The organism is Serratia sp. (in: enterobacteria), from assembly GCF_051654945.1.
Lineage (GTDB): Bacteria > Pseudomonadota > Gammaproteobacteria > Enterobacterales > Enterobacteriaceae > Chania.
The window spans coordinates 15,048-34,801 of the sequence record NZ_JBOFZA010000092.1; the positions used below are offsets into that span (position 1 = coordinate 15,048).

The 19,754-nt window shown below is 56.5% G+C and carries 19 protein-coding genes; 12 read left to right on the top strand and 7 right to left on the bottom strand.

The annotated features are described in order from the left end of the window. Window positions 1-15: 15 nt before the first annotated feature. The 4 genes from ACRDCA_RS22880 to ACRDCA_RS22895 are packed head-to-tail and all read right to left on the bottom strand — an operon-like array spanning window position 16 to window position 3,316. Window positions 16-1,059: a TerC/Alx family metal homeostasis membrane protein gene (locus tag ACRDCA_RS22880; RefSeq protein ID WP_438691585.1), complete on the bottom strand. Its 1,044-nt coding sequence runs from the start codon at window positions 1,057-1,059 to the stop codon at window positions 16-18. Between the two features lie 24 nt (window positions 1,060-1,083). Then, window positions 1,084-1,539: a tellurite resistance TerB family protein gene (locus tag ACRDCA_RS22885; RefSeq protein WP_438691586.1), complete on the bottom strand. Its 456-nt coding sequence runs from the start codon at window positions 1,537-1,539 to the stop codon at window positions 1,084-1,086. 23 nt (window positions 1,540-1,562) lie between these two features. Beyond that, window positions 1,563-2,729, bottom strand: coding sequence for a TerD family protein (locus ACRDCA_RS22890; RefSeq protein WP_438691587.1), 1,167 nt, complete (start codon window positions 2,727-2,729; stop codon window positions 1,563-1,565). Then, window positions 2,729-3,316: a TerD family protein gene (locus ACRDCA_RS22895; RefSeq protein WP_438691588.1), complete on the bottom strand. Its 588-nt coding sequence runs from the start codon at window positions 3,314-3,316 to the stop codon at window positions 2,729-2,731. The genes ACRDCA_RS22890 and ACRDCA_RS22895 overlap by 1 nt, the downstream gene beginning before the upstream one ends. Window positions 3,317-3,622: 306 nt before the next feature. On the opposite strand from ACRDCA_RS22895, the gene ACRDCA_RS22900 reads away from it, so the two are divergent. The 12 genes from ACRDCA_RS22900 (at window position 3,623) to ACRDCA_RS22955 (ending at window position 15,605) form a co-directional block, all read left to right on the top strand. Then, a complete protein-coding gene (locus ACRDCA_RS22900; RefSeq protein WP_438691589.1) occupies window positions 3,623-4,687 on the top strand; it encodes an ATP-grasp domain-containing protein in 1,065 nt (354 codons plus the stop codon). Between the two features lie 3 nt (window positions 4,688-4,690). Then, window positions 4,691-5,821 (top strand): phosphoribosyltransferase domain-containing protein, encoded by a 1,131-nt coding sequence (locus ACRDCA_RS22905; RefSeq protein ID WP_438691590.1) that lies wholly within the window; start codon window positions 4,691-4,693, stop codon window positions 5,819-5,821. Further along, entirely contained in the window at window positions 5,814-6,587 is a 774-nt protein-coding gene (locus ACRDCA_RS22910; protein WP_438691591.1) for a hypothetical protein, read from the top strand. Before ACRDCA_RS22905 ends, ACRDCA_RS22910 begins: the two co-directional genes overlap by 8 nt. A 1-nt stretch (window position 6,588) precedes the next feature. Continuing rightward, window positions 6,589-7,668 (top strand): cysteine protease StiP family protein, encoded by a 1,080-nt coding sequence (locus tag ACRDCA_RS22915; protein WP_438691592.1) that lies wholly within the window; start codon window positions 6,589-6,591, stop codon window positions 7,666-7,668. Further along, window positions 7,668-8,624: an HpcH/HpaI aldolase/citrate lyase family protein gene (locus ACRDCA_RS22920; protein WP_438691593.1), complete on the top strand. Its 957-nt coding sequence runs from the start codon at window positions 7,668-7,670 to the stop codon at window positions 8,622-8,624. Before ACRDCA_RS22915 ends, ACRDCA_RS22920 begins: the two co-directional genes overlap by 1 nt. Window positions 8,625-8,626: 2 nt before the next feature. Then, a complete protein-coding gene (locus tag ACRDCA_RS22925) occupies window positions 8,627-9,100 on the top strand; it encodes a tellurium resistance protein TerW (RefSeq protein WP_438691594.1) in 474 nt (157 codons plus the stop codon). Between the two features lie 335 nt (window positions 9,101-9,435). Continuing rightward, window positions 9,436-10,074 (top strand): vWA domain-containing protein, encoded by a 639-nt coding sequence (locus ACRDCA_RS22930; RefSeq protein ID WP_438691595.1) that lies wholly within the window; start codon window positions 9,436-9,438, stop codon window positions 10,072-10,074. A 20-nt stretch (window positions 10,075-10,094) separates the two neighbouring features. Continuing rightward, the gene (locus tag ACRDCA_RS22935; protein ID WP_438691596.1) at window positions 10,095-10,739 is read left to right on the top strand and encodes a TerD family protein; all 645 of its coding nucleotides are present in this window, start codon (window positions 10,095-10,097) and stop codon (window positions 10,737-10,739) included. Beyond that, complete coding sequence (locus ACRDCA_RS22940; protein WP_438691597.1) at window positions 10,736-11,374, top strand: vWA domain-containing protein; 639 nt, start codon at window positions 10,736-10,738, stop codon at window positions 11,372-11,374. Before ACRDCA_RS22935 ends, ACRDCA_RS22940 begins: the two co-directional genes overlap by 4 nt. Window positions 11,375-11,458: 84 nt before the next feature. Beyond that, on the top strand, window positions 11,459-12,499 hold the full coding sequence (locus tag ACRDCA_RS22945; RefSeq protein ID WP_438691598.1) for a TerY-C metal binding domain-containing protein: 1,041 nt from the start codon (window positions 11,459-11,461) through the stop codon (window positions 12,497-12,499). Then, window positions 12,499-14,100, top strand: a complete 1,602-nt coding sequence (locus ACRDCA_RS22950) for a PP2C family serine/threonine-protein phosphatase (protein ID WP_438691599.1) — start codon at window positions 12,499-12,501, stop codon at window positions 14,098-14,100. The genes ACRDCA_RS22945 and ACRDCA_RS22950 overlap by 1 nt, the downstream gene beginning before the upstream one ends. Window positions 14,101-14,105: 5 nt before the next feature. Further along, window positions 14,106-15,605, top strand: a complete 1,500-nt coding sequence (locus ACRDCA_RS22955; RefSeq protein WP_438691600.1) for a helix-hairpin-helix domain-containing protein — start codon at window positions 14,106-14,108, stop codon at window positions 15,603-15,605. A 135-nt stretch (window positions 15,606-15,740) separates the two neighbouring features. Here the strand turns inward: ACRDCA_RS22955 and xylR are convergent, their stop codons facing one another. The 3 genes from xylR to ACRDCA_RS22970 form a co-directional block, all read right to left on the bottom strand. Continuing rightward, the gene (xylR, locus tag ACRDCA_RS22960) at window positions 15,741-16,919 is read right to left on the bottom strand and encodes a D-xylose utilization transcriptional activator XylR (protein ID WP_438691601.1); all 1,179 of its coding nucleotides are present in this window, start codon (window positions 16,917-16,919) and stop codon (window positions 15,741-15,743) included. Between the two features lie 105 nt (window positions 16,920-17,024). Then, entirely contained in the window at window positions 17,025-18,209 is a 1,185-nt protein-coding gene (gene xylH, locus ACRDCA_RS22965) for a xylose ABC transporter permease XylH (protein ID WP_438691602.1), read from the bottom strand. Continuing rightward, window positions 18,187-19,728: a xylose ABC transporter ATP-binding protein gene (locus tag ACRDCA_RS22970; RefSeq protein WP_438691603.1), complete on the bottom strand. Its 1,542-nt coding sequence runs from the start codon at window positions 19,726-19,728 to the stop codon at window positions 18,187-18,189. The genes xylH and ACRDCA_RS22970 overlap by 23 nt, the downstream gene beginning before the upstream one ends. Window positions 19,729-19,754 lie beyond the last annotated feature (26 nt).

The following is a 19,754-nucleotide window of genomic DNA, read 5'->3' on the forward strand; positions in this document are numbered from 1 at the left end:
CAGCTGGACAGGAGATCAGCTCTCCTTTTTCTCCTCAGCGTCGGGCTTGCCGGGGAACATGACGCTCGCGAGAATACCCACCGCAAGAACGCCCAGCACGACAAACAGGCTCGCCGTGGCTGAAATGTTGTACCCATGATGCCAGATATGGTCGGTGGCATTAAGACCCAGTTTCACCGCAATGAAGAACAGCAACACAATAACGGCTTTTTCCAGGTGCGTCAGGTACTGCTTCAGCGCTTCCAGCACAAAATACAACGTACGCAGGCCGAGGATGGCGAACATCATGGCGCTGTAAACAATCAGCGGCTCACGGCTGACCGCGATGATGGCCGGTACCGAGTCAAACGCAAACATCACGTCGGACAGCTCGACCACGGCCACACACAGCATCAGCGGAGTGGCATAGCGCCAGGCTTTGGCACCACGGCCAATAGTCACGTCTTTGTTTTCCGGTTTGGCCAACTCTTCATCGACTTCTTTCTGGCTTAACAGGAAGTCGTGTCCTCTGAGCTTCGGCCAGATCGGGAAGAACCGTTTGACCATGCGGTACGCCAGATGCTGCGAGTAATCTTCAATTTCATCATTGTCATCACCGCTTCTCAACATCATCACGGCCGTCCAGGCAACGATGAGCGCAAAGACAATCTCAACGTATGGCCCGAGGCTGAGCAAGCCGGTACCGATGGCCACGAAGATGCCGCGGAATACGATGGCCCCGACAATGCCCCAGTAGAGCACCCGGTGACGGAAGCGATCCGGTACGGCAAACCAGGAGAAGATCGCCATCATGACAAACAGGTTATCAACCGACAGCACCTTCTCCAAGGCATAACCGGTGACAAACAGGCTGGCCACTTCGGCGCCGTGGTGGATATACAGGAAACCGGCAAACGCCATCGCCACGGCGACCCAGAACACAGACCATAAGGCTGCGCTCTTCAGCGAAATAGGCTTGTCATCGCGGTGCATAAACAAGTCGATAAAAATGGCCCCGACAGCCAATACAATGAAAACAATGACTGTTTCGGTCGGGAAGCCGATGTGCGTGGATACCATAGTTAACCTTTAGACGATATTACATTAAAGACCGAATTCGGCCGCTTCAAAGCCAAGTGCAGCCACAATTTCGCGTACTGCTTTCTGTTCATTCTGATCGAAGTCGCCGTCGCTTTTGGCCACCGCGATACCAACCCGAATGGCCAACTGGGCCGCTTCTGGCTGATCTTTCAACGCCAGGATGTACTTCATGGTTTCGCCCTTGCCGATTTCGATATCGAACTCAAAGCTGGCGATCAGTTTGTTAAAGAACTCGATGACCTCCGTGGTCTCGAACACTTTCAGTTCATCAGATGCCTTGAGGAAGCCAATCATCTTCTGTTTTTCTTCAGAGCTGACGCCGTCACTGGCCACGGCGATACGTGCACACACGGCTACGGTGCCCTGCATGAACTTTTTGTTCTTGAAACGGCTCACCTGCTTGGTCAGCTCGTCGCGGCTGGCACTGAATGCGCCTTTAACCTTGTTGAAAAAACTCATGGTGAAATCCTCTGTGAAATTAGTTACTTTGACCCTGCTCTCCAGCTGAAACCCCAGCCGAATGCCTGATCCATGTCACTGTGTCCGTTAAAGAAGCGGTTAACACGCTCCACCTTGATGCTGCCGTTCTCATTCACCAGACGCGCAATGGCACACATGTTGCGATTGTTCTGGCCTTCCGTCATGCGTGTTTCAATCGGCGGCTGGTCAGGAATATGCAACGTGACGACGCCGTCCGTTTTATCCCAGCTGGCAACCCCTTCGTAGATGAAGGCATACACCAACACTTCGCGGATATGTTTCCATTCGCGCCCGTTGATATGCAGCCATTCGCCATCCGAGACTTCACCGGTGCGGTCATCGCCTTGCAGCTGGACATAGGGTTCACGGCTGTAGTCACCAAAACGCTTACCGAGCGCCTGGATCACCGTTTTTTCCCCGTTGGCCATTTCGACAAACGCACCCAGATCGAGGTCGATGCCCTTGTTCGAACTGAACATGGCCCGTAACCCCGTCGGGCCGCTGCCGCGATGCCAGTTCAGGTTGATACGGATCTCGCCAAAGTTATCCCGCTTGGTCAGGCTGATAGCCGGTTTTTCTTTGGTTAACGACACCTTGCTCAGGCTGATTTTGGCTGGCTCCGGCGTTGGGGCTGGAGCAGGCGCTGGAGCCGCCGCCGGGGCGGGTGCCGGAGCATCTGCCACATCCACACCAAAATGTTCAGCCAGCGGTTTCAGCCCGCCGTTGAAGCCTTGCGCGATAAAGCGGAACTTCCATTCGCTGTTGCGACGGTACAGCTCACCCAGGATCAGGGCGGCCTCCTGGCGGCCATTCAGCTCGACGGTGCCCACCAGCAGCACTTCGTTATCCGCTTCAATCTGGATCAGCAGGCGTTGCAGGCCTGCCACGGTCTGTGCTCCTTCGCAGGTCACCGTAAAGGCCACCTTCTGCACGTCTGGGTGCAGGCGGCTGACGTCTACCGCGAAGTTGGAGTTATGGCCTTCATGGGTCAGCGCAACGGTAGCGTCATCGCTCTTGGGCTGACCATAAAAGATCATGTCCGCGTCGCCCTTCACTTTGCCATCGGCATACAGACGGAAAGCGGAGGCATCAACCGATGCGCCAGACAGCACGCGCACCGTCAGTAATTTGGTTGGAACTGGGGCATTGGCCCCCGGAGTCATATTCATTAGCGCACCACGGTAGCTACGATGTCAGCATGCATGTCATCAATGGTTCTGCCGCTGCACGCTTTGCCATGCGCGGTAAAATCCCATTGGCCGTTGTTACGACGCAGTGAAGCAATCACGATACCGGTGTGAGCGCCCTGCTCTTGCAACTCGTAACGTGCCAGCTCCTTGTTGGCCTGATCGACCACGCGACAAAAGGCGTTTTCCACATCGTTGAACGACTGCCCACGGAAGCTGTTGACGGTAAAGGCCAGGTATTCCACCTGCGCCGGCAGTTTTGGCAGCGCCACCCGGATGACTTCATCATCGCCATCGCCTTCACCGGTCAGGTTGTCACCGCTGTGCACTACCGCGCCGCAGCTGGACTCCAGCTTGCGAAACCAGATGGTGTCGATGGTGTTGCCAGCACTATCGAGCAATACGCAGCCAGCATCGAGATCGATGGCATCACTGCCGCCGCCGAACATCTTGCTCAGCAGACCGCCTTTCTTCTTGATCGGATCCCAACCCAGGCCAAAGTGCAGCTGGTTGATAGAAGAGGACTGCTTGCTGAGCGAAACGGTCTGGTTCTTGGTTAATGAAACCATGGTCTGAGTTCCTTCAAGTTGGTATTGAAAATAGTGATTTTTTTACACCAAAATCCATGAGTAGAAAATCATATCATGATGGTGTTCACGCACAACCCCATTTTTACTGACCCTTGGCTTTAATTTAGTTAACTCTATATTTTCAATGAATTTATTTTTTTCACATTTGGTAACTTTTTGGCTATAAACTGCATTTAACGCCACTTTTTAACGTAAATTTTCACTTCTTGACTGACATCATGTTATGATTGACATCGCAGATCCTTTTAACCAGCAAATCAAGCCCTGAACGGTACAATCAAAAAAATGACTCTAAAAATTTGGCTCATGGAAGGCTTATCTTCCCAGCGGGATATTATTCAGGGCATGGTTTCATTGGCTAACACCAAGCAAACTGCCGTGACCGTCGTTGCCTCACACCGTAATGAACGTAATGAGATCCTCTCCCAGGCAGACGTGGCGCTGCTCGAACCGAAAGAAGACGAGCTGCGATTGCCCTTCATTCTGTCTACGGTGCAGCAGTGCGGCATCAATGCCATCCACACGGGCCGCAACACCCAGTGGTTTGAATCACACCGTCAACAGATCGAGGCTGCCGGCGTCACGCTGACTACCGGAGCCAAAAGCCAGGCCATGTTTGCGCTGGCCGATGACAAAGTGGCCTTTGCCCAGGCTATGGAGCAACAGGGGCTGCCAGTCGTCCCTTCCTTGCGCATTGAGTCGGTGGCAGAGCTGCGCGACCTGGTTAACCATTCGCCTTTTGCTGGCGCGCAACTGTGCGTGAAACCGGTGAAGGGTATTTATGGCATGGGATTTTGGCGTTTTGATGAAAGTGTAGGCCCGATGGCCGCTTTTACCCACCCGGAAAACCGTAAAGTAAACCCGCAGCGCTACCTCAGCGCGCTGGCAGACGCGGGCGAGTTTGAGCCGTTGGTGCTGATGCCTTATCTCCCTGGCCCGGAATATTCCGTCGACATGCTGGTTGATCAAGGCACCGTCCTGGCTGCCGTTGCACGTAGAAAAGAAGGGGCGCTGCAATATCTGGAAAACCACGGCGAGGCGTTTGAACTCGCCAAAGCCTGTGCCAGCGCGATGCAAGCCGACGGCCTGGTCAACGTACAAACCCGCAATGACACCAGCGGGCGTCCGGTGCTGCTGGAAATCAACCTGCGCCCGTCAGGCGGTATCGGCTATACCCGTTTCAGCGGCGTCAACCTGCCCGGCCTGTTCGCCTTGTATAAGCTAGGCGTGATGAGCCAACAGCAAGTTATCGATGAGGCCGAAGCCGCGTTTGCTCCGGCGATCGTCCGTTCCATTACCGATGTCGTCAGATATCATCCCGTGCTCGACAACCTGCTGGTTAAGGACTAACCCATGATGCCAATTTATTCCCGCACGTTGTCCTGCGGTACGCTAACAGTGACCCCCACGGGCGGAACGATCGCGCTGGACGATCTGTTCGACGTGGCCGAACGCCGCAACCCGAAACGCGCCTTTCTGTTCGTCAGCAAAGTGTTGGGCCGCCATATTCCGGTGCAGCCGAGCGCGATGCGTGCCGTCTATCAGCAATTGGCCGCACTGTTCCCGGCCTGTGAGGCAGGCCCGGTGCTGTTTATCGGCATGGCAGAAACCGCCGTCGGATTCGGCGCCGGTGTGTTTGATGAAGTTCGGGGTAGCGTCAGCGACCCGGTGTATCTGACCTCAACCCGTCATCCGGTTGAGGGGGGGGAATTGCTGTGCGAGTTCAAAGAAAACCACAGCCATGCCACCGATCACCTGATTTATCTGCCACAGGATGCCGAACTGCGCCGCCGCGTGCTCACAGCCAAAACCGTGGTGCTGATCGACGATGAAGCCACCACCGGTAACACCTTCATCAACCTGTTGCAGGCCTTGCAGCAGGATGCCGGGTTACACAATATTGCCCGCGCCATCACCGTCACGCTGACGGACTGGAGCGGCGATGCACTCGCCCAGCGTAGCCCGATCCCCATCCAGTATGTCTCACTGGTGCAGGGCGACTGGCACTGGGAAAAAAATCCCCAGGCACCGGTCCCTGTGATGCCAGCCGTCAACGTCACGGCTACCGGCAGCGTGCCGATCGTCGGTCAACAAAGCTGGGGCCGCCTGGGCATGTCAGCACCAAGTGCCGATCTGGGAAGCGATATTCAGGCGTATCCTGGCGAGAACGTGTTGGTGCTGGGCAGCAGCGAATTCGTCTGGGAACCCTTCCTGCTGGCAGAACGGCTGGAAAAACAGGGGGCGGAGGTCAAATTCAGCTCCACCACCCGTTCACCGATTGCCACCGGGTTTGCCATCCAGTCTGCCATTGCCTTTGGCGATAACTATGGGCTGGGCATCCCCAACTATGTCTACAACGTGGCTCATCAACAGTTTGACCGGATCCTGTTGTGCACCGAAACCCCTGCGGCAAGCGTTGACCCCGCGTTAATTGCGGCGCTGCAACTGGTCGCTCCCACCGTTGAGGTCGTTTGCTATGAATAAGCCGGTCATTTTCTCCGATCTGGACGATACCCTGTTCCAGACACGTCGCAAGATGGTCGATGAGCTAGACCTGGCCCCGTATCGCACCGGCGCCCTGGATCGCAGCCTCGAGCCACGCAGCTTCATGACCGAAGAGCAGTCGATGCTGGTGGACTGGATGCTGGAGCATGCCGAGCTTATCCCGGTGACCGCGCGGGGCACGGAAGAGATCGCCCGGGTCAGTATCCCGTTCCAATCATGGGCGGTGACAACGCACGGTGCGGTGATCCTCAACCCGCAGGGGCAAGCAGATGCCGCCTGGCAGTCGCTGATGCTGGCAAAGCTGCAACCCTATGCCGCCGACCTGCTGGCGATGCAGCGCAAGATCACCGAACTGATGGCCGCACGGAATATCAATGGCTGGGCGCGGATCAACTATGAATACGGCGACACGCCGGTCTATCTGGTGATGAAACACCGCGACAGCACCCGCCTGGACGAGCTTTACGCCATCGCCGATGAGATTGAGCAGCTGTTCCCTACCGACGGCTATTACGTCCACCGTAACAGCAACAACGTTGCCTGGCTGCCAACCGTGGTAGAAAAAGGGCTGGCCGTCACCTTCCTGCTGGAAAAACTGCGGCAGGAACGCGGCGTGTTCCCGGTTATCGGCTTGGGCGACAGCCTCAGCGATCATCGTTTTATGAAGCTTTGCACCTGGTTTGGCCTGCCGCGCCAGAGCCAGTTCGCCGAAGCGATCTCCCGCCATATTTTCGGAGAGCAGTAATATGTCTGACTTTGTGCCCTTTTCCGGTTCATACCTGCCCGAGGACGTGCACTTTCTGCTGCAACCGGTAGAAATGGCAATGACGCCGGTCGATCAGAAAGAACAGCTGATCCAGTCCGGTGCCCGTCACTACTCGGAAATGTTGAGCCAGGAACCGGAGCCAACGCCTTCCCACCTCGACCTGTTTTCCCGCGCGCTCGATCAGGGAGCAGGACGCCTGGCAAAAGAAGTTTCTATGCTGGCCATTGCGCTGATTGCACGCTTCGGCGATACGCCAATTGTGCTGACCAGCCTGGTACGAGCGGGTGTTCCTCTGGGCGTAATGCTCCAGCAAACGCTGCGGGCGATGGGCAAAGAGTCGTATCATTACGGCATCAGCATCATCCGTGACCGGGGCATTGATACGGTCGCGCTCGACTGGATTGAGGCACGTCACGGCACCGCAGGGATCGTGTTTGTCGATGGTTGGACGGGCAAAGGGGCCATTACCGGTGAACTGGTTCGCTCCCTGAAAAACCGGCCTGGCTATCCCGCTCAGCCCCGTCTGGTGGTGCTGGCCGACCCTTGCGGGTGTGCATGGCTATCCGCCAGCGACGACGACTGGCTGATCCCGTTTGGCATTATGGGCGCGCCGGTTTCCGGCATGATCTCACGCTCTATCTGGACCAACTCAGGCCTGCACGGCTGCGTACAATGCGATCATCTCGCCCGGTTTGAATGCAGCCGCCTGCTGGTTGATACCGTGGCCGAATATCGCGCCACGCTGAATATGGCATCCATCGAGCCCTGCACTCAGGATGCCGACAGAAAGGCATTCCTGAAGCAGCAAAGCGAACAGGTCGTCCGCAATCTGGCAGAAAAACATCAGATTTCAAGTATTAACCGAATTAAACCAGGGATCGCAGAAGCCACGCGAGCCGTGCTACGCAGAGTACCGGATCATGTTCTGGTCCGTACGGTAGACGATCCCGACGTCGCGCTGCTGGTCTATCTGGCGCGCGAAAAGGGGCTGACCATCACCGAAGTGGGTGATGAGATCGGGCAGTACCGTGCGGTAACCATTATCAAGAAGGTGCTCTGATGAACCAACGACTTTCCCCATGGCGGCTGGGTGCTTCGCTGTATATGCCAGCAACCCGAACGGATATCGCCGAAACGATCCTCAATAACAAGATCGCCGGCTTACGCTCGCTGATCGTGTGCCTGGAAGATGCGGTCAGCGATGCCGATATCCCCCAGGCGCTAGCCAATCTGCGCGAACTTACCCAGACCCTGGCCCAAGCCAAAGAAGCGGATGGCAACGACCACTGGCCGCTGGTGTTCGTCCGGCCCCGGCATAAAGAAATGGGTAAACAGCTGATGGCAAGCATGGATTTCAGCGCGGTGGACGGCTTGGTGCTGCCCAAATTCACGCTGGCTTCGCTGCCTTACTGGTGGAACATGATGCAGAGTTCGCACCTGTGCATGATGCCGACGCTGGAGACCGAAGAAGTGTTTGACGTGGTGCAGATGCGTGAGCTGGCAAACGCCTTGCACCTTCACCCGTGCTATCGGCGTATTATCGCACTGCGTATCGGTGGCAACGACCTGATGAACGTGGTGGCGCTCAGAAGACCGCGCAGCCTGACGCTGTATGACGGCCCGATGGGTTATGTGATAAAAATGCTGGTCGCCGTGTTTTCCCCGCGTGATTTCGCTCTGACGGCACCGGTTTGCGAGCATATTGACGATCATCAGATTATGGATAGAGAATTGGCGCTCGATATCGCCCATGGCCTGGTCGGCAAAACGGCTATCCATCCGAACCAGATCGGCAAGATCGAAAAGGCTTTGATGGTGCAGCCAAACGATCATACCGATGCGCTGCGGATCCTTAACTCCTCGCAGGCAGTGTTTAAATCGCAGGGTACCATGTGCGAACCGGCAACTCATCGCCGCTGGGCGTCAGAGATCCTGGCGCGCGCTCAGGTGTATGGTATTGCCACGGAGTCATCTCAGGAAAACCATCGGTTCAGTAAAAACGCAGGCAGCCATTAATCATGCAACTCAATACGCGACAGGCACGGATCTACAAGCTGGCTATTTTGCTCAGTTCCGGCAAACCCGTGTCTGCAGAGAAGATCATCACCGAGTTGGACTGCTCGGGGCCAACCCTGACACGCGTGCTTAAGGAACTGAGGGATGCCTATGAGGCGGAGATTAAATACCGCAAGGCCACGCATTCCTATCAGCTGACGCAGCCTGGACATCTGGACAAGAAGACCTTTCGCCGCATGCAGGATGCGTTAGCAGCCAACTCGGAGCTGAAAACTGGTGAAGTGGTCAGCCGGGTCTATCTGGATAAAGAGAAGAAGAAAGCCGTTTCGCTGTCGTTGAAAATGTCGGTGTTACGCAAAATTGACCGCTTATCCAGGATCACCGAAACGACCCGCAGCGAAGCGGTGGATATGGTGGTTGAACGCTGTATCGATGAGTTGGTACGCAGCATTCAGGCCAGCAAGCAAAAGCCATAACTCCCCCTCACCCTAACCCTCTCCCAAAAGGAGAGGGAACCGATCGAGTTCGCTGACATTCCCCGTACTTCCCGAAGCAGCACAGGCTAATCCACCACGCCGGACAGCCGCGGAGCCCTGTGGGAGAGGGAACCGATCGAGTTCGCTGACATTCCCTGCACTTCCCGAAGCAGCACAGGCTAATCCACCACGCCGGACAGCTCCCTCGCCCTTTGGGAGAGGGTTGGGGTGAGGGGAAAACAGCCAAATCTCCTACCTTAATCACGGGTATTTCTGTTGAGATAACGACCAGAACAATTATGATGGAGAAACTCGGCACTCAATAAGGGAATACGATGAGAAGACTTCCGGTCTATCTGCTACTTGATACTTCGGGCTCCATGACGGGCGAACCCATTGAAGCGGTCAAAAATGGGGTGCAAACACTGCTCTCTACCCTGCGACAAGATCCCTACGCCCTTGAAACCGCCTATGTTTCCGTGATCACCTTTGATTCCTCCGCACGTCAGGCGGTGCCCCTCACCGATCTGCTGAGCTTCAAGCTGCCAGAACTGGTGGCCAGCGGTACCACTGCGCTAGGTGAGGCTCTCTCATTGGCAGCCACCAGCATCAGCAACGAAGTGCAGAAAACCACCGCCGAGACCAAAGGCGACTGGCGCCCGCTGGTGTTCATCATGACCGATGGCTCGCCAACGGATGACTGGCGTAAAGGCGTCAGCGACTTTAAAGCCGCCCGAACCGGCGTGGTCGTTGCCTGTGCCGCCGGCCACAGCGCCGAAACCAAAGTGCTACAGGAAATCACCGAGATCGTCCTCCAGTTAGACACGGCGGACTCCACCTCGATCAAAGCCTTCTTTAAATGGGTGTCGGCCAGCATTTCCGTCGGCAGCCAGAAAGTCGAGTCAGGTAAAAAGGAAGTTATCGGCCTGGACGATTTACCCCCACCACCACCCGAAGTTAACGTTGTTTTATAAAACCTTTTCAAGGAGATTTTATGTCAGTCAGTTTGCGTAAAGGACAAAGCGTCAGCCTGCGTAAAAACGAACACGACCTTTCCTCAGTCACCATTGGGCTTGGCTGGGATATCAATGAAGAGAAGAAAGGTCTGCTGGGTGGTCTGTTTGGCAAGAAAGAGCCGGAGTATGACCTCGACGTCATCGCCTTCCTGTGTAACGCCAAAGGCAAAGTGGCCGATCTGGGGGATGTGGAAAACGGCAGGCCTTCGCTGGTCAACGGGGACATTATTTTCTTCAACAGCCTGCGCCATAAGTCGGGCAACATCTGGCTGACCGGTGACAACCGCACCGGCGCGGGCGACGGTGATGACGAGCAGATCATCGCCCAGTTGAACTCCCTGGATCCCAAGTATGAAAAAATCGTCTTCATCGTGCAGATTTATAACGGCCAGGAGCTGAAGCAGCACTTTGGCAAGGTGCAAAACGCCTTTATCCGTGCGGTCGATGCCAAAAACGTGGAGATGGCACGTTTCGATCTTTCGGGCGGAGCCGCCTTTGATGGCCAGCGTTCCATGCTGTTTGCCGAGTTGGTACGCGAAAGCACCGGCTGGAAACTGAATGCGATTGGCGAACCTTCCGAGTCCGATTCCTTCGTGTCCCACTTGAAGAACTACCTGCCATGAGAAGGCTACCCGTTTATCTGTTGATTGATACCTCCGGGTCAATGCGCGGGGAATCGATCCATGCCGTTAACGTGGGCATTCAGTCCATGATGAGCGCGCTGCGCCAGGACCCATATGCCCTGGAAAGCGTGCATATCTCCATCATCACCTTTGATAACGAAGCCCGGGAGTTTATCCCGCTCACCTCACTGGAAGAGTTTCAGTTCACCGATATTGTCGTCCCCAGCGCAGGGGGCACCTTCACCGGTGCCGCGCTGGAATGCCTGATCCAGTGCGTGGATCGCGATATCCTTCGTTCCGATGGCGATCAGAAAGGCGACTGGCGGCCACTGGTGTTCCTGATGACCGATGGCACCCCATCCGATAGCTATGCCTATGGCGAGGCGATCAAGGAAGTCAAAAAACGTTCCTTCGGCTCCATTATCGCCTGTGCGGTTGGGCCGAAGGCCAAACATGAACACCTCAAGCAACTGACCTCCCAGGTTGTGGCCCTTGAAACTCTGGATTCAACGGCATTTTCCGGCTTCTTCAAATGGGTGTCCGCCAGCGTGGCGTCGGGCAGTTCCAGTGCCGGTGTCACCGCCGGGCAGGACAATCTGCCGCCGCCGCCACCGGAAATACAGCTGGTTCTGTAGCCAACAAGCAAAGCCTCAATCCGAGACTTTGCCTGTTTTTTCTCGCCCCCACGACGAAGTATCGGCCTGACGAGGTTTTTAACCATGCGAAGACTGCCTATTTTCCTGGTATTGGACTGCTCGGAGTCCATGATCGGGGAAAGCCTGAAGAAAATGAATGATGGCCTGCAAAGGATCGTCAGCGACCTGAAAAAGGACCCCCACGCGCTTGAGACCGCCTGGATATCGGTGATCGCCTTCGCCGGGGTAGCAAAAACCATCGTTCCGCTGGTGGAGGTGGTGTCATTTTATCCCCCGCGCCTGCCGATCGGCGGTGGCACCAATCTGGGGGCCGCTTTGCGGGAACTCACCCGCCAGCTCGACCAGCAGGTCAGAAAAACCACCCAGGAACGCAAAGGCGACTGGAAACCGGTGGTTTACCTGCTCACCGATGGCCGCCCAACGGATGACCCTACCCCCGAAATCAAACGCTGGAAAGAACAGTATGCGAGCAAGGTCAATCTGATCGCCATCGGCCTCGGCCCTTCCGCCGATATGAACATCCTGCGGCAGTTGACCGATAACGTCTTGCTGTTCACCGATAGCCAGGAAGGTGATTTCACCCAGTTCATCAAGTGGATCACCGCTTCGGTTTCCGCGCACAGCCGCAGCGTGGGGGAAGATGCGCCTCCGCTGCTCACCCACACCGATCACATTGTGCGGCTGGCCAAAGATGATATCGCCAGAGCCTACGACGAGAACTGCGTTACCCTGACGGGCCGGTGCAGCAAGTCACGCCGCCCTTACCTGATGAAATACGAACGCCCGGCCGTTAACCTCTCCTCGCTGGATTTTAAGCTCAATATCAACGGCTTTAACCTCAACGGCTGTTTCCCGATCGATGAGGATTATTTTGCCTGGAGCGATGAGTCCGCCTCCGCGATCCAGGTCAACACCAGCGAGCTGCACGGCGTGCCGGGTTGCCCCTACTGCGGCAATGCCAGCGCGTTTGCCATGTGCAGCTGCGGCAAGCTGCTGTGTATCAACGGGCCCGATGACGTTATCTGCCCGTGGTGCGACAAAGGCCTGACGTTCAGGGACAACGGCGGCGACTCTGATTTTGACGTGACGCGGGGGAAAGGCTGATGCAAGACGTGGAGAATCTACACCAGAAAGTGTTGAAGCTGATCCTGGCGGAAACCGGCGCCTCTGCGGACGACGCCGTGCTTGCCAGACTGCATGCCGATGACGAGATCGGCGCGTTGCTTAACGGCCTGATCGAAAAAGTGACGGCCAAGGTTCCTGCAACCGTTGAGACGGCGGAAACTCCGCCAGTGGTTGCCAATGACGATACCTTGGCCGACGAACCTAAAGTGGTGCTCACCAAGGACGATGACCATCCCGTTGCCGCCACAGATAGCGCAGAGCCGCCAACCCCGGATGGCTGGCAGAAAGCCCTGTTTGATCCGCTGGACGAGCAAGGAGATGCCGCATTGCCTAAAGAAACCGCGCAAGAAAATCTGAAACCGGGGCAGGTTCCATCCGGCACCACCGCGCCGCTGAGTACGCCGTTGAACGTTCAGCCACAGGCAAGGATCAACGTGGCCAATGCCCGCAGCGGCGTGCCCTTCCACTCTGAAATCGATATCGTGCTGGATGATGGCACAAGCGCCGCAGTGGTGGCCGTCGAGTTCTCGCAAGATATCGGCATCACTTTCGATCCCGCGACGTCTGCACTAGTGGGAACCGCGACCGAAAGCGGTGACTTTGAAATCACGGTCAGTTGGTCCTGCCCAGCGGCGCCACAAAGCTCTACCAAGATCCCTTTTATCGTCAACCCCGATCCGCGCAGCCTGTGGAAAATTGTTGAGCCACCGGCCGACTCTCGTTATTTCAAACCGCATGTCGCCCATCAGCAGATCCAGGAGCCCGGCGTGAACATCGTGGCAGCCAGCCGCAGAGGGCGTTCGCACGAACATGCCGGCACCTTCCGGGACGATGACTTTTACATCGCCAGCAATAGCGAGACCGGCTGGAACATCATGCTGGTCGCGGACGGCGCAGGCAGCGCGAAAAACTCGCGCGAAGGTTCCCGCATCGTGACGCAAACCGTGGGCAGCTATCTGACGGATCAGTTGAACAGCGACAAAGGCAAAGAGCTAAAACAATGTGTTATTCGCTGGGAAACGGACGATCAGCGGGTGGTGTGGGAGGCGTTTAACCGCCTGTTCCGCCAGGCCTCGATCATGGCCGTCAACACCATCAGCAATGAATCCATCCGCGCGGAAGAGAGCGTTAAATCCTACTCCACCACCTTGCTGGTCACCGTCTCATTCCGCACTGGCGACGAGCTGTTCGCCGCCTCTTTTTGGCTGGGGGACGGCGCTATTGCGGCCTACGGACCGGTCGGCAAGGTGCGCGTGCTGGGTACGCCGGACAGCGGCGAGTATGCGGGCCAAACACGCTTCCTGGATGCCGATGCCGTGAACGATGCCAACTTCAGTAAGCGCATCAGCATCGGTAAATGGACCGGGGTCTCCCATCTGGTCCTGATGACGGACGGCGTCTCCGATCCCCGCTTTGAAACGGATAACGGCCTGCTCAATAGCCAGAAGTGGGACGCACTGATCGCGGAACTGACGCCCTGCCTGAGCGATCCCTCGCAGCCTGCAGAGCGGCTGGCTGAATGGCTGAACTTCTTCTCCCCGGGTAATCACGACGATCGGACCCTGATCGTGGCATGGTGAGTAAAATGGCAAATATTGTTACCTGTACCACCAGGGATGGCGCAACCATCCAGTATGTTGATGAGATCATCGGCTCCGGCTCGATGAAGGACGTCTACTTTTCGCCGGACAAGTCCTACGTAGTGGCATTCTATAAAAAGCCGCAGAACGAGCAGGCGAAAGAACGCATCGAGATGATCACCGGCCGCTACCGGCAGAACATCTTTGAACAATCCGGTGGGGATTACTGGCAAGGGCTGTTTTGTTGGCCGACCAGCATAGTGGAACACGACGGCAAAATCGGCATCGTGGTGCCGACCTACCAGAGCCACTTCTTCTTCAAGTACGGCTCGAAGAACAACGACTTCCTGGGCATTAAAGGCCGCGAGAAGGAAGGCAAATGGTTCGCCAGCGCCAATAACCAGAACAAGTTTCTCGATCCACGTGAACGCGGCAACACCCTGAATTACCTGAAGGTGTGCCTGTTGCTGACCCGGGCTGTCCGGCGTATGCACGCCGCCGGTCTGTGCCACAGCGATCTGAGCTATAAAAACGTGCTGATCGACCCCGAACAGGGCCATGCCTGCATCATTGATGTCGACGGGCTGGTCGTGCCGGGCAAGTATCCACCGGACGTGGTCGGCACACCGGACTTTATCGCTCCGGAAGTAGTGAAAACCAGCCATCTGCCGAAAGAAGACCCGCAGCGTATTCTGCCAAGCATCGCTACCGACCGGCACGCCTTGTCCGTGCTGATCTACATGTATCTGTTCTTCCGCCATCCACTGCGCGGTGGCAAGATCCATGACATGGACGACGAGATGCGCGATGAATCGCTGGCAATGGGCGAAAGAGCGCTGTTTATTGAGCATCCGACCGATCATAGCAATGCGGTCAAACTCAACCAGGTCAGCCCTTCCTCGCTGCCTTGGGCCGATCCGCAGAAAGTGCCCTACACCATTATGGGTCCTTACCTGACGCCGCTGTTTGAAAGGGCGTTTATCGAAGGCCTGCACGAACCGACCAGACGACCAACCGCCGATGAGTGGGAGACGGCGCTGGTGAAAACGGTCGATCTGATCCAGCCATGCCAGAACGCTGCCTGCGAGCAAAAATGGTACGTGTTCTCCGGTAAAAACCGCCCGGCCTGCCCGTATTGCGGTACACCGTTCAAGGGCAAGCTACCAATCCTGAATCTGTACTCATCGCGTAAGGCCGGGAGCTTCCGCCCCGACGATCATCGCCTGATGGTCTGGAGCGGCCAGTCGATTTACGCCTGGCACGTTAACCGCCTGATAGCGCCCAATGAACGCACGCCGGACGCGCAGAAAAAACGCGTGGGCTATTTCGTGTTCCACAATGACCAGTGGTGGCTGGTGAATGAAGGCATCAGCGGGTTGTTGTCCTTACCGGATAAAACCCCGGTGGCGATCGGTGACAAGCTGGCGCTGAACGATGGCGTGCAGTTTGTGCTTTCCACCGAGGAAGGTGGCAGGCTGGTGGTGGTGCAGTTGGTGTCTAACTAGGCTAAGGGGAGCGCGGAAGCTATTCGGTTTTCTGCAGCCAAAGGGGGATACCAAATTGCCCCCACACCCCTATCCAATATCATTAACAGCTAATGTTGCATTCCGTAGGGGCGCTGCTGCGCCCATGTTGCGGTCTTAGCACACCACCTCACCAAACTTATCGCGATATTCTTTGGGCGTCATATCATCATCTTTCTTGAACACCGAGTAGAAATATTGCAGCGAGGGATAGCCGCACATTTGTGATATCTCGTTGATGGATAGTGACGTTGTGGAAAGCAGGATGCGGGCGCGATCGAGCTTTTCTTCATGAATGACATAATGGATGGTCTGGCCGGTTTCATCCTTGAAGCGTTTTTCCAGGTTGGAACGCGACATGCCCACCGCATCCAAGACCTGCTCCACCTTGATGCCCTTGCAGGCGTGATGGCGGATGTAGTGCATCGCCTGGATCACCGCCGGATCGCGCAGCGAGCGGAAATCGGTAGAACGGCGTTCAATCACCTTCACCGGCGGCACCAGAATACGCTGCAACGGCAATTCGCGCTGATTGAGCAACTGATGCAGCAATTTCGCCGCACGATACCCCATCTGGCGGGTGCCCTGCGCCACCGACGACAGCGCCACGCGTGACAGATAACGCGTCAGCTCTTCGTTATCAATGCCAATCACACACAGCTTTTCCGGTACCGCGATATCCAGATGCTCGCACACCTGCAACAGATGCCGCGCCCGCGCATCGGTGACGGCGATAATGCCGGTTTGCTGCGGCAGCGTCTGCACCCAGTCCGCCAGCCGGTTCTGCGCGTACTGCCAGTTCTCCGGTGCGGTCGCCATGCCCTGATAGACCACGCCCTGATATTGCTCTTTCGCCACCAGTTGGCGGAAGGCGTGCTCGCGCTCCTGTGCCCAGCGCTTGCCTCCCTCAACCGGCAAGCCGTAGAAAGCAAAGCGGTTCAAGCCCTTCTCTTTCAGGTGCATAAAGGCCGCTTCTACTAACGCATGGTTGTCGGTGGCGATGTAATGCACCGGCGGGTAATCCGCTTCACGGTGATAAGAGCCGCCTACGCCGACAATCGGCACCTTCACGTTATGCAGCAGTTGCTCAATTTCACGATCGTCGAAATCGGCGATCACCCCGTCCCCTAACCAGTCTTTGATGTTATCGATACGGCAGCGGAAATCCTCTTCGATGAAGATATCCCAATCGCTCTGCGATGCCTGTAAATACTCACCTACGCCTTCCACCACCTGCCGGTCGTAGACTTTGTTGGCGTTGAACAGCAACGTAATACGGAAACGCTTCTCGAACATGCCCTATCCCCGAAAAACCACGTGCTCACTGAATAGCATAGCCTTTCAGTGAGCAGTTAAAATCCGGCCAGAATTGTGAGGTACCGCCAACTAGCCTGGCGTTATTTAGGCCCGGCGCTTGGTGGCCGAGTCCATCCACACCGCCAGCAACAGGATCGCGCCTTTGACGATGTACTGCCAGAACGTCGGTACGTCCAGCATGCTCATGCCGTTATCCAGCGAAGCCATGATAAACGCGCCCATGACCGCACCGGCCACGCTGCCGATCCCTCCCGCCAGACTAGTGCCGCCAATCACGCAGGCGGCGATGGCGTCCAGCTCGGCGATATTGCCCGCCGAAGGTGAACCGGCCCCCAACCGTGAACTGAGGATCAGGCCAGCAATCGCCACCATCAGGCCATTGATGGCAAATACCGCCAGCTTGGTACGCTCGACGTTCACCCCGGAAAGCCGCGCCGCATCGATATTGCCGCCGATGGCGTAAATACGACGGCCAAAAGCGGTGCGGCTGGCCATAAAGATCCCCGCCAGCATTAACGCCGTCAGGATCAGCACCGGCGTAGGTACGCCACGATAGTCATTCAACAAATAGATGGAGCCGAGTACGATCACCGCCATGATGCTTTGCCGGGCAACGTTGCCACCCGCCGCAGGCACCGGCAGGCCTAACCGTACGCGCTTGCTGCGGCTGCGCCATTGCCAGGCCACAAACGCCATCAGCCCCAACGCGCCGATGCCAAAGCCCAGACCGCCCGGTAGATAACTCTGGCCAATCTGCGACATCGCATCGCTGGTAGGGGCCACGGTAGTGCCGTTGGTAATACCGATCAGGATGCCGCGAAACGCCAACATCCCGGCCAACGTGACGATGAACGACGGCACCTTGCGGTACGCCACCCACCAGCCGTTCCACGCGCCAAGCAGCAAACCGGCAAGCAGCGTCACCACGATGGTCAACGGCAGCGGCCAGCCTAGCCAGACATCGAAGATCGCCGCCGCACCACCCAGCAGGCCCATCATCGAGCCAACCGACAGATCGATTTCTGCCGAAATAATCACGAACACCATGCCGACCGCCAGAATGCCGGTGATCGCCGTCTGGCGTAGCAGGTTGGAAATATTGCGGGCGCTGAGATACGCCCCTTCGGTGGTGAAGGTAAAGAACAGCATAATGATGACGATCGCCGCCAGCATCACGAACACTTGCAGATTGAGTGATTTAAGCGGTAATAGCGGCTTTTTCTCTGCCATTGGTGGCATACTTGCTTCAGATTGCGTGTTTTTCGACATGTTTGTCACTCCTCAACGCGGCTTCCATCACCTGTTCCTGGGTCAGATTGCGGTTTTCCAGCGCGGCTTTGATTTTCCCTTCATGCATCACCAAGACCCGATCGCTTAACCCCAACACTTCTGGCAGTTCGGAAGACACGACGATCACCGAGATACCTTGCTGCACCAGCTGATTGATTAACTTGTAGATTTCGTATTTTGCCCCGATGTCGATACCGCGCGTCGGTTCATCCAGGATCAGGATTTTCGGGTTCAGCAACAGGCACTTGGCGAGGATTGCCTTTTGCTGATTCCCCCCGCTCAGGCGGCCAATCGGCAGCTCCGCCGACGCGGTTTTTACCTTCAGCCGCGCCAGCGACTGCTGGATGGTGGCCTGCTCGCGCGCATCGTCCAGCATCGACAGCGGACCGCTGAAATCATCCAGCGCCGCCAGCGTCATGTTGGCGCCGACGCCCATCACCGGCACGATACCGTCACGTTTACGATCTTCCGGCACCATGGCAATGCCGTAACGCATGGCCTGACGACAGTTATTGATCGCCACGGGTTGGCCTTCCAGGGTAATGCTGCCTTGCCAGCGACCAGGATAGGCACCAAACAGGCACTGCATGGTTTCGGTGCGGCCCGAGCCAACCAGCCCGGCGATGCCAAGGATTTCCCCGCGCCGCAGGGTGAACGACACATCGTCGACCCGTCGAATATGCCGGTTGATGGGATGCCAGGCGGTCAGGTTATCGACCTGCAACACGACCTCACCGATGGTGTGCGGTTCCTGCGGATAAAGCTCCGTCAGTTCGCGCCCCACCATCATGGCGATAATGTCTTCCTCGCTCATCTCTGCTGCCAGGCGGGTGCCGATATGCTTGCCATCGCGGATCACGCAGATCACATCCGAGATCGCCTTCACCTCGTTCAACTTATGCGAAATATAAATACAGGCGATGCCGTGATGACGCAGATCCTGCACGATCGCCAGCAGCGTGGCGGTTTCACTTTCGGTCAGCGAGGCGGTCGGCTCATCCAGCACCAGCAAACGCACCTGCTTATTCAAGGCCTTGGCGATTTCTACCAGCTGCTGCTGACCTAGCCCCAACTCTCCGACGCGGGTATTCGGGTCCACCGCCAGCTTGACCTGCGCCAGCATCCGTTGGCAACGCAGGTACATGGCATCAAAATCCATCAGGCCAAAACGGCCCCACTCGGCACCGAGAAACATGTTTTCCAGCACCGTCATCTGTTTAACCAGCGCCAGTTCCTGATGAATGATGGCAATGCCTTTCTGCTCGGTATCGCGAATGGTTTTAGCGCTAATCAACTCACCGAAAAAATAAATTTCCCCTTGGTAACTGCCGTGCGGATATATTCCGCACAGCACCTTCATCAAGGTTGATTTGCCCGATCCATTTTCACCGCATAAAGACATTACCTGGCCGGCTTCGAGCGTCAGGCTGACATTATCAACCGCTTTAACCGCGCCAAATTGTTTGCTGATATTCTTCATTGCCAATAAACAGGGCATAATTCCCTCCGATCGATGGCATCAAT

Coding starts and splice junctions, on each gene's coding strand:
- ACRDCA_RS22880 (WP_438691585.1), bottom strand. CDS start 1,059: ATGGTATCCACGCACATCGGCTTCCCGACCGAAACAGTCATTGTTTTC.
- ACRDCA_RS22885 (WP_438691586.1), bottom strand. CDS start 1,539: ATGAGTTTTTTCAACAAGGTTAAAGGCGCATTCAGTGCCAGCCGCGAC.
- ACRDCA_RS22890 (WP_438691587.1), bottom strand. CDS start 2,729: ATGAATATGACTCCGGGGGCCAATGCCCCAGTTCCAACCAAATTACTG.
- ACRDCA_RS22895 (WP_438691588.1), bottom strand. CDS start 3,316: ATGGTTTCATTAACCAAGAACCAGACCGTTTCGCTCAGCAAGCAGTCC.
- ACRDCA_RS22900 (WP_438691589.1), top strand. CDS start 3,623: ATGACTCTAAAAATTTGGCTCATGGAAGGCTTATCTTCCCAGCGGGAT.
- ACRDCA_RS22905 (WP_438691590.1), top strand. CDS start 4,691: ATGATGCCAATTTATTCCCGCACGTTGTCCTGCGGTACGCTAACAGTG.
- ACRDCA_RS22910 (WP_438691591.1), top strand. CDS start 5,814: ATGAATAAGCCGGTCATTTTCTCCGATCTGGACGATACCCTGTTCCAG.
- ACRDCA_RS22915 (WP_438691592.1), top strand. CDS start 6,589: ATGTCTGACTTTGTGCCCTTTTCCGGTTCATACCTGCCCGAGGACGTG.
- ACRDCA_RS22920 (WP_438691593.1), top strand. CDS start 7,668: ATGAACCAACGACTTTCCCCATGGCGGCTGGGTGCTTCGCTGTATATG.
- ACRDCA_RS22925 (WP_438691594.1), top strand. CDS start 8,627: ATGCAACTCAATACGCGACAGGCACGGATCTACAAGCTGGCTATTTTG.
- ACRDCA_RS22930 (WP_438691595.1), top strand. CDS start 9,436: ATGAGAAGACTTCCGGTCTATCTGCTACTTGATACTTCGGGCTCCATG.
- ACRDCA_RS22935 (WP_438691596.1), top strand. CDS start 10,095: ATGTCAGTCAGTTTGCGTAAAGGACAAAGCGTCAGCCTGCGTAAAAAC.
- ACRDCA_RS22940 (WP_438691597.1), top strand. CDS start 10,736: ATGAGAAGGCTACCCGTTTATCTGTTGATTGATACCTCCGGGTCAATG.
- ACRDCA_RS22945 (WP_438691598.1), top strand. CDS start 11,459: ATGCGAAGACTGCCTATTTTCCTGGTATTGGACTGCTCGGAGTCCATG.
- ACRDCA_RS22950 (WP_438691599.1), top strand. CDS start 12,499: ATGCAAGACGTGGAGAATCTACACCAGAAAGTGTTGAAGCTGATCCTG.
- ACRDCA_RS22955 (WP_438691600.1), top strand. CDS start 14,106: ATGGCAAATATTGTTACCTGTACCACCAGGGATGGCGCAACCATCCAG.
- xylR (WP_438691601.1), bottom strand. CDS start 16,919: ATGTTCGAGAAGCGTTTCCGTATTACGTTGCTGTTCAACGCCAACAAA.
- xylH (WP_438691602.1), bottom strand. CDS start 18,209: ATGTCGAAAAACACGCAATCTGAAGCAAGTATGCCACCAATGGCAGAG.
- ACRDCA_RS22970 (WP_438691603.1), bottom strand. CDS start 19,728: ATGCCCTGTTTATTGGCAATGAAGAATATCAGCAAACAATTTGGCGCG.